12 protein-coding genes and 1 pseudogene are annotated in these 12014 nt (G+C 68.8%); 8 read left to right on the top strand and 5 right to left on the bottom strand.

The window, feature by feature from the left end; translation table 11 throughout:
• Positions 1-904: DegT/DnrJ/EryC1/StrS family aminotransferase (locus GA0115259_RS06280; protein ID WP_093592056.1), on the bottom strand; the 904-nt coding region annotated here is incomplete at its 3' end.
• Positions 905-1153: 249 nt separating this feature from the next.
• Entirely contained in the window at positions 1154-2092 is a 939-nt protein-coding gene (locus GA0115259_RS06275; protein ID WP_093592050.1) for an RNA polymerase sigma factor SigF, read from the bottom strand.
• A 257-nt stretch (positions 2093-2349) separates the two neighbouring features.
• On the opposite strand from GA0115259_RS06275, the gene GA0115259_RS06270 reads away from it, so the two are divergent.
• Both GA0115259_RS06270 and GA0115259_RS06265 read left to right on the top strand, forming a co-directional pair.
• On the top strand, positions 2350-2718 hold the full coding sequence (locus tag GA0115259_RS06270) for an STAS domain-containing protein (protein WP_093592047.1): 369 nt from the start codon (positions 2350-2352) through the stop codon (positions 2716-2718).
• Positions 2719-2954: 236 nt separating this feature from the next.
• Positions 2955-3455, top strand: coding sequence for an ATP-binding protein (locus tag GA0115259_RS06265; RefSeq protein WP_093592044.1), 501 nt, complete (start codon positions 2955-2957; stop codon positions 3453-3455).
• A gap of 89 nt (positions 3456-3544) precedes the next feature.
• Here the strand turns inward: GA0115259_RS06265 and GA0115259_RS06260 are convergent, their stop codons facing one another.
• A complete protein-coding gene (locus GA0115259_RS06260; protein ID WP_093592041.1) occupies positions 3545-5068 on the bottom strand; it encodes a peptide MFS transporter in 1524 nt (507 codons plus the stop codon).
• A gap of 233 nt (positions 5069-5301) precedes the next feature.
• On the opposite strand from GA0115259_RS06260, the gene GA0115259_RS06255 reads away from it, so the two are divergent.
• Both GA0115259_RS06255 and GA0115259_RS06250 read left to right on the top strand, forming a co-directional pair.
• Entirely contained in the window at positions 5302-5979 is a 678-nt protein-coding gene (locus GA0115259_RS06255) for a response regulator transcription factor (RefSeq protein WP_093592038.1), read from the top strand.
• A gap of 143 nt (positions 5980-6122) precedes the next feature.
• The gene (locus tag GA0115259_RS06250; protein ID WP_093592035.1) at positions 6123-7400 is read left to right on the top strand and encodes an ATP-binding protein; all 1278 of its coding nucleotides are present in this window, start codon (positions 6123-6125) and stop codon (positions 7398-7400) included.
• Here the strand turns inward: GA0115259_RS06250 and GA0115259_RS06245 are convergent.
• Entirely contained in the window at positions 7379-7897 is a 519-nt protein-coding gene (locus GA0115259_RS06245; RefSeq protein WP_093592032.1) for a GtrA family protein, read from the bottom strand. The genes GA0115259_RS06250 and GA0115259_RS06245 overlap by 22 nt on opposite strands.
• Before the next feature lie 212 nt (positions 7898-8109).
• Between GA0115259_RS06245 and GA0115259_RS06240 the strand changes: the two genes are divergently transcribed.
• From GA0115259_RS06240 to GA0115259_RS06230, 3 genes are all read left to right on the top strand, one after another.
• The gene (locus GA0115259_RS06240) at positions 8110-9261 is read left to right on the top strand and encodes a 5-(carboxyamino)imidazole ribonucleotide synthase (RefSeq protein ID WP_093592029.1); all 1152 of its coding nucleotides are present in this window, start codon (positions 8110-8112) and stop codon (positions 9259-9261) included.
• Positions 9258-9794, top strand: coding sequence for a 5-(carboxyamino)imidazole ribonucleotide mutase (gene purE, locus GA0115259_RS06235; protein WP_093592026.1), 537 nt, complete (start codon positions 9258-9260; stop codon positions 9792-9794). Before GA0115259_RS06240 ends, purE begins: the two co-directional genes overlap by 4 nt.
• A 107-nt stretch (positions 9795-9901) precedes the next feature.
• On the top strand, positions 9902-11074 hold the full coding sequence (locus GA0115259_RS06230; RefSeq protein ID WP_093592053.1) for a dipeptidase: 1173 nt from the start codon (positions 9902-9904) through the stop codon (positions 11072-11074).
• 219 nt (positions 11075-11293) lie between these two features.
• Here the strand turns inward: GA0115259_RS06230 and GA0115259_RS06225 are convergent, their stop codons facing one another.
• Positions 11294-11656: a VOC family protein gene (locus tag GA0115259_RS06225; RefSeq protein WP_093592023.1), complete on the bottom strand. Its 363-nt coding sequence runs from the start codon at positions 11654-11656 to the stop codon at positions 11294-11296.
• 101 nt (positions 11657-11757) lie between these two features.
• Here GA0115259_RS06225 and GA0115259_RS06220 point away from each other — a divergent pair.
• Positions 11758-12014: pseudogene (locus tag GA0115259_RS06220) on the top strand (hypothetical protein); the annotation flags it as partial.

The following is a 12014-nucleotide window of genomic DNA, read 5'->3' as shown; positions in this document are numbered from 1 at the left end:
CCGGGAACAGCGGCTGTACAGGTTCCGAGCGGCTGCCGCTCCAGGGACCGCCCGCCCATGGAGTGGCCAGCAGCTTCTCCGTACCTCGCCGGTGGGCGTCGAGCCGTTCGTCCAGGCCCGCGAGGAGTCGTTCCGTACGTCCGAGCCGTACGCGGCCGGGCCTGAGGCGGTAGTCGTGCAGATCGACCCTGATCCAGGGATGAAGGGCCGCGAGACCGGCGCCGCCGTCGATCGCCCGCGTCAGCTCGCCGGGCCGCAGCGGCATCCGGATCTCCGCGCGCTCCTCCTGGCCGAGCAGTCTCAGTGCCGCGCGCGCCGCCCGTACCAGCCGCAGTCCGCGGACTCCGGTCTCGGCGTACGGACGCAGCGCGTAGGCGAGTTCAGAGGTGAGACGCGACGGCTCCAGCAGCGCGTCCCGGGCCGCGGCCATTTCCGAACGCAACGCCGGATCCGCCACCGTCAGAAACCCACCGGTCTTCGCGCCTACATGTTTGGAGAGGCTGAACACGGACGCGTCGCCGAAGCTCCCGACCGGACGTCCTGCCACCTCGCTGCCCAGCGCGTGCGCCGCGTCCTCGATCAGCGGAATGCCCAACGCGTCGCACCGGGCGCGCAGTTCGGGTGCCGGATCGGGATTCCCGTACAGATTGGTGGTCAGTACGGCGGACAGCCCGCGCCAGTACGCGTCGGGCACGGCCGCCAGGTCGAGAGATCCGTCCCGCGCGTTCAACGGCGCCTGTACGGGACGGAGTCCGGCCGCGAGCACCACAAAGAAGATCACGTCATCGTTGACCGGCGACATAAGGACGCGTCCACCAGGCGGGCACCAGTGGCGCAGCGCCACATACAGCCCCAGACGGCATGAGGGCATGTACACACATTCCCTGCCCAGCCGTTGGCGCATCAGCGCCTCCAGCGTCGCGTACGCCGAAGACGCGCCGTCGTCCGCCGAGCGACTTGAGCGTCTCGTGCGCGCCGGAAGCACCGAGTGCTCCGGCGGGCAGCCCTCCCCAAGAGCCATTCCGTTCCCCCCTGCCCCCGGCTCAATGTGTCCCATACCGGACGAGCCGTCAATAACGCCGAAGGGCCCGCCCAGTGTGCGGGCGGGCCCTTCCGGCGACGGTGCCGCGACGGCCGTGGCCGCCGCCGGGCGCTACTCGTCCAGCGTCAGGCCCTTTCTGAGCCTGGTGAGCGTGCGCGAGAGCAGCCGGGACACATGCATCTGGGAGATGCCGAGCTCCTCGCCGATCTCCGACTGCGTCATATTGGCGACGAAGCGCAAGGAGAGGATTTTACGGTCCCGTTGCGGAAGGCATGCGATCAGCGGCTTGAGCGACTCGACGTACTCGATGCCTTCGAGCTCATGGTCCTCGTAGCCGATCCGGTCCGCGAGGGAGCCCTCGGTGTCGTTCTCCTCGGGCTGCGCGTCCAGCGAACTCGCGGTGTAGGCGTTGCTCGCCGTCATGCCCTCGACAACCTCGTCCTCGGAGATGCCGAGGCGCTGGGCGAGTTCACCGACGGTGGGCGCGCGGTCGAGCCGCTGCGCCAGTTCGTCGCCCGCTCTGGCGAGGTCGAGGCGGAGTTCCTGGAGTCTTCGCGGGACGCGTACCGACCACGACGTGTCGCGGAAGAAACGCTTGATCTCGCCGACGACGGTCGGCATCGCGAAGGTCGGGAACTCGACACCACGGCTCAGCTCGAACCGGTCGATGGCCTTGATCAGGCCGATCGTGCCGACCTGGATGATGTCCTCCATCGGTTCGCTGCGGGTGCGGAACCGGCCGGCGGCGAACTTCACCAGGGCGAGATTCAGTTCGACCAGGGTGTTGCGGACGTATGCGTGCTCGTGCGTGCCCTCTTCGAGGGACTCCAGCCGGGCGAAGAGCGTCTTCGACAGGGCCCGTGCGTCCACGGCGCCGACTTCGGCGAAGGGCGGAATCTCGGGCAGATCGGTCAGACCTGCCGGTTCTGTCGGACCTGCCGGTCTTGCCGGGTCGGCCCGTTCTGACGGACCTGCCGGATCTGCGCGGTCCGTCAGGCTCTCCGGGACTTCGGGAGCGGTGACCTGATGGGCGGGGGGCGGGGGTGACATGGTCTCCTCCATCGTTCTCGGCATATGGCTGCCGATGCCAGTACGTGTTCGCAGCGGTGTGCGGCGCCTCCGAAGCCGGCCGTGTCGGATGTGTCTCTTCCAGCCCTACCGGTTCACCCTGGATCGTTGCAAGTGTAAATTGTGCTATTTGCCCGCAATGCTGGGGACTTGGAGTACCGGGCTCCGTGTGAAAGGCGTAATGTTCAACGGCGATGGCATCTGACACACGGCATCTGACAACGGCGAAGAGGACGGGCATGGACCGCCAGACGGTCGGCAGCGTGAACCGGGGCCGGCTTCGGGTCGGGGTTCGGACCGAGGGCCGGAGCGAGATAGTGACCGTGGCCGGTGAGCTGGATCACCACACGGCCGAGCTGTTGCGGGCGCCTCTCGACGACGCGCTCGAACAGGGCCGGGCACGCCTGGTGATCGACTGTTCGCGGCTTGAGTTCTGTGATTCCACCGGGCTCAATGTGCTGCTCGGCGCCCGCCTCAAGGCGGAGGCCGCTGGGGGAGGAGTCCATCTGGTCGGCATGCTGCCCGTCGTGGCGCGCGTTTTCGAGATCACCGGCGCGGACGCGGTGTTCACCGTCCATGACTCGATGGAAGACGCCCTGACCGACTGACTGAACCGGCTGAACCGGCCGAATGGGCTGAGTTGACCGGGTCGGCTGAGGCGGCTGAGCCCCAGGTGGCTTCCTCCGACTCGCGTTCCGACTGGCGTTGCGACTCGCGCGCCTTTCCGAGAAGTGGGTGTTGTCACGATTCGGAGGGGCAGAAGACCCCGGGCGGGCCGCACAGGATCCTGCACGCTCTGTATTGATGAACTCGCGAATTGGTGAATCGGTGAGGTGAAGCGCTGATGAGCACCACCCGGCAGCCTCGGCCGGGCGACCTCGGCCCCGAGCCGGACGCCGCGGAAGCGCCTCCCACGCCTTCCGCGCCGTCCGACGAACGGGTACGGACGCTCGCGCTCTCCGGCGCCAGCGGTGTTGTCCCGCTGTCGCGCGACTTCACCCGCCAGGCGCTCCACGACTGGGGATGGCTTCCCGCGTCGGCCGCGGACCGGCGGGCGGCGGCGGAGGATGTGCTGCTCGTCGTCTCCGAGCTGGTCACCAACGCCTGTCTGCACGCGGAGGGACCCGAGCGGCTACGGGTCACCTGCACCGCCAAAGTGCTGCGACTGGAGGTCACGGACCGCGGTACGGGACAGCCGGCGCCGCGCACTCCGCACCGCGCGGGACGGCCCGGCGGGCACGGCATGTTCATCGTCCAGCGGCTCTGTCTCGACTGGGGCGTGATCAGAACGCCGGGCACCGCGGGCAAGACGGTCTGGGCGGAGCTGGCCGCGCCGCCGATGTAACGCGCGTAAACGTACGTAAACGCGCGTTGGCGTACGTAAACAACACACATACGCCGGTAACAACACGCATACGCCGGTCCGCTGTGCCCTCAGTGGATGTCGCCCATCAGCGCCCGTACCTTCCTGCGGTACATGAAGACCGCGCCGCCCGCCGCGACGGCGAGCACCGCCTCCAGGCCCACCACTCCCGCGCGGCTCAGATCGACTCCGGCGATGGAGAGCATCCCGGTGACCGAGTCGCCCGCGGTGACCGCCAGGAACCAGACGCCCATCATCTGGCTCGCGTACTTCACCGGCGCCATCTTCGTCGTCACCGAAAGACCCACCGGCGAAACGCACAGCTCGCCGACCGTCTGGATCAGATAGATGCCCACCAGCCACATCGGGCTGACCAGGGTGCCGTCGCCCGACATCGCCAGCGGGGCCAGGAAGAAGAGGAACGAGACGCCGACGAAGAACAGCCCGGCGGCGAACTTCGCGACCGTACTGGGCTCCTGGCCTCTGCGGTTCAGCCAGAGCCAGCACCACGCGGCGACCGGCGCCAGCGCCATGATGAACACCGGATTGAGCGACTGGTACCAGGAGGTCGGGAACGTCAGCCCGAAGAACTGGTCGGCGGCCTTGGCCGTACCGAACGCCTGGACCGTGGAGCCGCCCTGGTCGTAGATCATCCAGAAGACGGCGGCGGCGACGAAGAACCAGATGTAGCCGGACATCCTGGTCTGCTCGGCCGAGGTCAGCTCCTTGTCGCGCTTGATCCGGATCAGCACTCCGGCCGGGATGACGACTCCGGCGAGCGTCAGCGGGACCATCGCCCAGTTCATGGTGGCGTGACCGCTGAGGCCGACCACGCCGTAGAACACCGCGGCGACCAGCAGCCAGACCATGCCCTTGCGCAGCCAGGTCGCGCGCTCCTCGCGGGAGAGCGGAGTCGGGACCACGCTGCTGCGCGGGCTGAGATGCCTCGTACCGAGCAGGAACACGAGCAGGCCGATGCCCATGCCGACGGCGGCGAGGGCGAAGCCGAGATGCCAGTCGTACTTCTCGCCCACGGTGCCGATGACCAGCGGCGCGAAGAAGGCGCCCATGTTGATGCCCATGTAGAAGACGGTGAAGCCGCCGTCGCGACGCGGGTCGTCGGTGCCCTCGTAGAGGTGGCCGACCATCGTGGAGATGTTCGCCTTCAGCAGCCCCGAGCCCAGCGCCACCAGCGCCAGCCCGGCGAAGAAGGTCTTCGATCCCGGCAGGGCCAGTACGAGATGGCCCGTCATGATCGTGCAGGCCGCGATCGTGACGGTCTTACGCGGGCCCCAGGCGCGGTCGCCCAGCCAGCCGCCCGGCAGCGCCAGCAGATAGACCATCGACAGATAGATGGAGTAGACGGCCGTGGTCGTGGCCAGATCCATCCCGAGCCCGCCGGACTGAAGCCCTTTCGACACGTCGGGGCCGCCGGAGAGCAGATAGATGGTCAGCAGGGCCTTCATACCGTAGAAGCTGAAGCGCTCCCACATCTCGGTCATGAAAAGTGTGGCCAGTCCGCGAGGGTGGCCGAAGAAGGTCTGCTCCGGGCCCGCGGGCAGGCTGGGCGAGTCCTTCGTCAGGCTGGACGCCATGGATCGTTCCTTCCGGCACCGCACCGGCGATGGGTCCAGCCACCATACGGCAGGACAGAGTGGTATATGAAGGGACTTGGGATAATGAATCCTAGGTGGTGATGGAATGGAACACTTATATTCGAAGGTGGATCATCGGATCGAACCCTGGACCCGCAGGCGTCGCGGAGTGCGGCCCGAGTGCTGCCCACCAGGCGGCCCGAGCGCCGCCCGCTGCGGTCTACCATCACCACATGACCCGTGTACTGCTCGCCGAGGACGACGCTTCCATCTCGGAGCCGCTGGCCCGCGCCCTGCGCCGGGAGGGTTACGAGGTCGAGGTCCGCGAAGACGGTCCGACCGCGCTGGACGCCGGACTCCAGGGCGGTGTGGATCTGGTCGTGCTCGATCTGGGCCTGCCCGGCATGGACGGCCTCGAAGTCGCCCGCAGACTGCGCGCCGAGGGCCACGCCGTACCGATCCTGGTACTGACCGCCCGCGCCGACGAGGTGGACACCGTCGTCGGACTGGACGCCGGTGCCGACGACTATGTGACCAAGCCGTTCCGGCTCGCCGAGCTGCTCGCCCGGGTACGGGCGCTGCTGCGGCGCGGCGCCGCCGATCCGGCTCCGGCCCCGGCCACCCATGGCGTACGGATCGACGTCGAGTCGCATCGCGCCTGGATGGGCGACGAGGAACTCCAGCTCACCGCCAAGGAGTTCGACCTGCTGCGGGTCCTCGTCCGGGACGCGGGCCGGGTCGTCACCCGTGACCAGCTGATGCGCGAGGTCTGGGACACCACCTGGTGGTCCTCCACCAAGACGCTCGACATGCATATCTCCTGGCTGCGCAAGAAGCTCGGCGACGACGCGGCGAACCCGCGCTACATCGCCACGGTGCGGGGCGTCGGCTTCCGCTTCGAGAAGAGCTGAAGCAGAGATCCGAGAGGCTCCGAAGTAGATTCGAGAGGCTCCGAAGTAGATTCGAGTAGCGCCGAAGCAGAGCTGAAGCAGAACTGCGGTAGAGCCGACGCCTCGGGCCGTCGAACGCGTCACCTTGCCCGGAGGGCAGCACCATGCGCCGTCGTCTGATCAATTCCACGCTCGCCGTGGTACTCGTCGTCATCGCCGTGTTCGGTGTCTCGCTCGTCATCGTGGAAACGCGCACGATCAGCAACAGCGCCCAGGAGAGCGTCGAGACCGAGGCGGTGCGCCTGGTGAGCATCGTCGACAGCCGGCTTCTCGGCGGTGACAACATCTCGGCCAAGGTCCTCTCCGAGCAGATCGACCGGACGCGCTACGCCAGGATCGAGATTCCCGGACGCGCGCCCGTCGAGATCGGCACCCGTCCCACCGGCAGCGTCATCCGCGGCCACGCCGACGGCGAGGAGGGCGAGACCGTCACGGTCGAGGAGGCCCGCTCCTCCATCAACCGGGAGGTCGGCAGAACGCTGCTGATCATCGGCGCGGTGGCCCTGCTCGCCGTGATCGCCGCCGTCCTGCTGGCCGTACGGCAGGCGAACAAGCTGGCCTCGCCGCTCACCGATCTCGCGGAGACCGCGGAGCGCCTCGGCTCGGGCGATCCGCGCCCACGGCACAAGCGGTACGGAGTGCCCGAGCTGGACCGGGTCGCCGATGTCCTCGACTCCAGCGCCGAACGCATCGCGCGGATGCTCACCGCCGAGCGGCGGCTCGCCGCGGACGCCTCGCACCAGCTCCGTACGCCGCTCACCGCGCTGTCCATGCGGCTGGAGGAGATCTCCGCCACCGATGACCTGGACACCGTGAAGGAGGAGGCGATGGTCGCGCTGACGCAGGTGGAGCGGCTGACGGACGTGGTGGAGCGGCTGCTCACCAATGCCCGCGATCCGCGTACCGGCTCGGCCGTCGCCTTCGACCTCGACGAGGTCGTCAAGCAGCAGATCGAGGAGTGGCGCCCGGCCTACCGCAGCGCCGGACGCGCCATCGTCTGCTCGGGCCGGCAGGGCATGCGGGCCGTCGGCACTCCGGGCGCGGTCGCCCAGGTGCTCGCCGCGCTGATCGAGAACTCACTGATGCACGGTGGCGGTACGGTCGCGCTGCGTACCCGGGTCACCGGCAACCAGAGTGTGATCGAGGTGACGGATGAGGGCCCGGGCGTACCGGCGGATCTCGGCGCGCGGATCTTCGAGCGGAGCATCAGCGGACGCAACTCCACCGGGATCGGGCTGGCCGTGGCGCGCGATCTGGCGGAGGCGGACGGCGGTCGGCTGGAGCTGCTCCAGCAGCAGCCGCCGGTCTTCGCGCTCTTTCTGAGCCGTGAGGCCGGTACGCGCAAGGCGCAGAAGGATGATCAGGACCGTCCGGTCCGCTGACGCGCACGCGCGAGAGCCCGGTCCGTCGCGGACGACGCGACCGCGGGACCGCTCGGGCCGGGGCCCGGCAGCGTTCTGAACACCCAGGTGCGGTACGACCAGAAACGGAAGAGCGTGGCGACGCCGATGCCCAGGAACTTGAACACATTGCTCTGGAGCGGGCTGTCCCAGTCGAAGCCATAGGTCGCGGTGTAGAGCACACCGTTCTCGATCACCAGGCCGACCGCGCTGAACAGCAGAAAGAGCGAAAGCTCCTTGGTACGGCGGTTCTTGTCGCGGTCACGATAGGTGAAGTAGCGGAAGCCCACATAGTTGAAGGCGATCGCCACGACGGTGGCCAGGACGCTGGCGCGGACCACGGGCAGCGGAGTGGTGTGCCGTACGAGATTGAAGACCAGGAGATTGACCAGCAGGCCCGCGCCGCCCACCGCGCCGAACTTGGCCACCTCGCGTACGAGCCGGTCCAGTCGCACGCGGAGTGCGCCCCGTTCGCTCATATGCCTGTTCAGCCCCGTCCGGTCGACGTCAGTTCCGACCATGCTAACCAGGGCCTCTCACGGCCGCCTGGGCGACCGTATGTGATAGAAAACCACAACTCCAGGTAGCCGAATGTGGCGGTGTGTGATGGCTGACTGGCGGGCGGGTGACGCGCCGGACGACGGCCGCCGCACGCGGACGGGCCCCGGCGGGCGGCGGATACCCTGGGAGCGTGACGTTCCCGGTAGTCGGCATGGTCGGCGGCGGTCAGCTCGCCCGTATGACCCACGAGGCGGGTATCCCCCTCGGCCTCAGATTCAAGCTCCTCAGTGACACTCCGCAGGACTCGGCGGCCCAGGTGGTGAGCGAAGTCGTGATCGGCGACTATCGCGATCTGGACACGCTGCGTGACTTCGCGCGTGGCTGCGATGTGATCACTTTCGATCACGAGCATGTCCCGATCGAGCATCTCCGTGCCCTGGAGGCGGACGGTATCCCTGTCAGGCCGGGCCCGGACGCTCTGGAGCATGCCCAGGACAAGGGCGTGATGCGCGCCCGTCTCACCGAGCTGGGCGCTCCCTGCCCGCGCCACCGCATCGTGGCCGGTCCGGCGGATGTCACGGCCTTCGCGGCCGAGGTGGGCGGCTTTCCCGTCGTTCTGAAGACGGTGCGCGGCGGCTACGACGGCAAGGGCGTCTGGCTCGTACGGTCCGAGGAGGACGCCGAGCAGCCGTTCCGGGCCGGTGTTCCGGTGCTCGCAGAGGAGAAGGTCGACTTCGTACGGGAGCTGGCCGCGAATATCGTGCGCTCGCCGCACGGCCAGGCCGTGGCCTATCCGGTGGTCGAGTCGCGGCAGGTCGACGGAGTCTGTGACACGGTCATCGCGCCGGCGCCCGGTCTGCCGGACGAACTGGCGGGCGAGGCCCAGCGGCTCGCCCTGCGGCTCGCCGCCGAGCTGGGAGTCGTCGGCCATCTCGCGGTGGAGCTCTTCGAGGTCCGCGACGTGGACGGGACGCCCGGCATCCTCGTCAATGAACTGGCGATGCGTCCGCACAACTCCGGGCACTGGACCCAGGACGGCGCGATCACCTCGCAGTTCGCCAACCATGTGCGGGCCGTGCTGGATCTGCCGCTCGGCGATCCGCGTCCACGCGCGCCCTGGACGGTCATGTGCAATGTCCTCGGCGGCGACTATCCCGATATGTATGCCGCCTATCTGCACTGTATGGCCCGGGACCCGCAGTTGAAGATCCATATGTATGGCAAGGACGTGAAGCCCGGCCGCAAGGTGGGGCATGTCAACACCTACGGCGACGACTTGGACGACGTGCTGGAGCGCGCCCGCCATGCCGCCGGCTATCTCCGAGGAACGATCACCGAATGACCTCTTCTCACGCCGGACCACTGGTCGGCGTCGTCATGGGCTCGGACTCCGACTGGCCCGTCATGGAGGCCGCTGCGAAGGCCCTCCACGAGTTCGAGATCCCGTACGAAGTCGATGTCCTCTCCGCCCACCGGATGCCGCGCGAGATGATCGCGTACGGCGAGGAGGCGGCCGGACGCGGGCTGAAGGCGATCATCGCGGGCGCGGGCGGCGCGGCGCATCTGCCGGGCATGCTCGCCTCGGTGACCACGCTGCCGGTGATCGGCGTGCCCGTACCGCTGAAGTATCTGGACGGCATGGACTCGCTGCTCTCCATCGTCCAGATGCCGGCCGGCGTCCCGGTCGCCACGGTCTCGGTGGGCGGCGCCCGTAACGCCGGGCTGCTGGCCGCCCGTATCCTCGCGGCGTACGACCCGGAACTGTGCACGCGGATGCGGGAGTTCCAGCAGGAGCTGAACGAACAGGCGACGGAGAAGGGCAAGCGGCTGCGCGCGAAGGCCGAGGGCGCGGAACACTTCGGGTTCGGACGGTGAGCGCCGTGAGCGTGCCGGGCTCTCAGGACGCGGCCGAATCCGGCGCCGCCGCGAAGTCTTCCGAGGCCGCGGGCTCTCCCGCCGCCGCCGAGTTCCTTGCCCAGGCGATCGGACTGCTCTCCGAATTCCCTGTGGTGGACGGTCACAACGATCTGCCGTGGGCGCTGCGGGAGCAGGTCCGCTACGACCTGGACCGGCTCGACATCGCCGACGACATGTCGGCGCGGCTGCACACGGACATTCCCCGGCTGCGGCGCGGCGGTGTCGGCGGACAGTTCTGGTCCGTGTACGTACGGTCCGACATGGCCGGTGACGACGCGGTCAGCGCGACGCTCGAACAGATCGATGTGGTCGGCCAGTTGCTCGTCCGTCATCCGCGCGATCTGGTCCGCGCGCTGACGGCGGACGACATGGAGAGCGCGCGCCGCGACGGCAGGATCGCTTCGCTCATGGGTGCCGAGGGCGGCCACTCCATCAACAACTCCCTCGCGACCTTGCGCGCCCTCCATACTCTTGGTGTCCGCTATATGACGCTCACCCATAACGACAACAACGCGTGGGCGGATTCGGCGACCGATGTCCCGGGCGTGGGCGGGCTCTCCGCCTTCGGCCGTGAGGTGGTCCGCGAGATGAACCGGACCGGCATGCTGGTCGACCTCTCGCATGTGGCCGCCACGACCATGCGGGACGCGCTGGCGGTGAGCGAGGCGCCGGTGATCTTCTCGCACTCGTCGGCGCGGGCGATTTGCGACCATCCGCGCAATGTCCCGGACGATGTGCTGGAGCTGCTGCCGGCGAACGGCGGCGTCGCGATGGCCACGTTCGTACCGAAGTTCATCCTTCCCGCGGCGGTGGCCTGGACCTCGGCGGCGGACGAGAACATGCGGGCGCACGGTCTGCATCCGCTCGACACCACGCCCGGCGCCATGAAGATCCATGAGGCCTTCGAGGCGGAGCATCCGCGTCCGGTCGCCACGGCGGCCACGGTCGCGGACCATCTCGACCATATGCGTGAGACCGCCGGTGTCGACCACATCGGGATCGGCGGCGACTTCGACGGTACGGCCTTCACTCCGCAGGGCCTGGACGATGTCTCGGGCTATCCGAATCTGATCGCGGAACTCCTCTCCCGTAAGTGGTCGACGGCGGACCTCGCCAAGCTGACCTGGCAGAACTCGGTCCGCGCACTGCGTGCGGCGGAGGACGTGGCGCGCGCCGCCCAGGCGGTACGGGGCCCGTCGCGGGCGACGCTGGAGGACCTGGACGGCTCTTCTTTCTGAGGGCTCGGTTCGCCTCCGGGGCGCTTGCCGTGTCCATCAGCGGCCTCCTGCCGCGGGCACTGCCGACGGTCGACCGTGCTCGGGTCCCTCGTTCCTCGGGACCCTCCGCCCATGCGGCGGAGCCGCATGTCGAGCACAGCCTCTCTTTCGGCACCGACGCGCCCCTTCGGCTCACTCGCCAGGCGGTCGGGGCGGGCCCGTCGGCGTCCCGCACCGGCGTCAGCAGGCGCAGAGGCAGAACGGGTGCCCTGCGGGATCGGCGTAGACGCGCCACGAGCGTGTGGGGTCCGCCGCGTCCAGCGCGGTCGCGCCGAGCGCCAGCACGTCCTTTTCCGCCGCGTCCAGATCCTCGACGGTCAGATCCAGATGGAACTGCTGCGAGCCCTCCGGCGCGGGCCAGGACGGAGGTACGAAGCCGGGCGCGATCTGGAACGCGAGCGGCGTCCCGGTCGCGCCGGTCAGCTCCACCCAGCCGTCGCCGTCGTCCTCGATCTCACCGCCCAGCACCTGCGCGTAGAAACCGGCGAGCGCGACGGGATCGGGGCAGTCCAGGACGACGGTGCCGAGCGTGGCGATGGCCATGGCGTTCTCCTTCTGCGTTGCTGCGTGTTACCGCTAGGGCGACGCAACCGGTAACGGTTGTGGTGACTGCATGCTCCCGCACAGGAGGTAACGTCGCAACCATGAGTGACAAGCCGCCCGCACCGGGAGGGCTCGCCCTGATCGAGGCCCTGGTGAACACGCTGGACATCGAAACGGGCGCCGACTCCCTCGACATGCCGGAAGGCCGCGCGGCCTTCGGCCTCACCGAACGGGACGCGGTCGCGGCCCGCGAACTCCGCGAGGCCCTGCGTACGGTCTGCCTCGCCCACGCGGGCCACCGCCCGCGGGGCCGCTCGACGGCCGACCTGGACCGTCTGCTGGCCGCCGCGCCGCTCCG

The sequence above is a fragment of the Streptomyces sp. MnatMP-M17 genome (genome assembly GCF_900091995.1).
GTDB lineage: Bacteria > Actinomycetota > Actinomycetes > Streptomycetales > Streptomycetaceae > Streptomyces.
Note: the sequence above shows the minus strand (reverse complement) of the source record. Positions and strands in the feature narration are given on the sequence as shown.

What these genes read in the sequence shown, in the direction of transcription:
- GA0115259_RS06275 (WP_093592050.1), bottom strand. Translation starts at nt 2,092, where the DNA reads ATGTCACCCCCGCCCCCCGCCCATCAGGTCACCGCTCCCGAAGTCCCG.
- GA0115259_RS06270 (WP_093592047.1), top strand. Translation starts at nt 2,350, where the DNA reads ATGGACCGCCAGACGGTCGGCAGCGTGAACCGGGGCCGGCTTCGGGTC.
- GA0115259_RS06265 (WP_093592044.1), top strand. Translation starts at nt 2,955, where the DNA reads ATGAGCACCACCCGGCAGCCTCGGCCGGGCGACCTCGGCCCCGAGCCG.
- GA0115259_RS06260 (WP_093592041.1), bottom strand. Translation starts at nt 5,068, where the DNA reads ATGGCGTCCAGCCTGACGAAGGACTCGCCCAGCCTGCCCGCGGGCCCG.
- GA0115259_RS06255 (WP_093592038.1), top strand. Translation starts at nt 5,302, where the DNA reads ATGACCCGTGTACTGCTCGCCGAGGACGACGCTTCCATCTCGGAGCCG.
- GA0115259_RS06250 (WP_093592035.1), top strand. Translation starts at nt 6,123, where the DNA reads ATGCGCCGTCGTCTGATCAATTCCACGCTCGCCGTGGTACTCGTCGTC.
- GA0115259_RS06245 (WP_093592032.1), bottom strand. Translation starts at nt 7,897, where the DNA reads ATGAGCGAACGGGGCGCACTCCGCGTGCGACTGGACCGGCTCGTACGC.
- purE (WP_093592026.1), top strand. Translation starts at nt 9,258, where the DNA reads ATGACCTCTTCTCACGCCGGACCACTGGTCGGCGTCGTCATGGGCTCG.
- GA0115259_RS06225 (WP_093592023.1), bottom strand. Translation starts at nt 11,656, where the DNA reads ATGGCCATCGCCACGCTCGGCACCGTCGTCCTGGACTGCCCCGATCCC.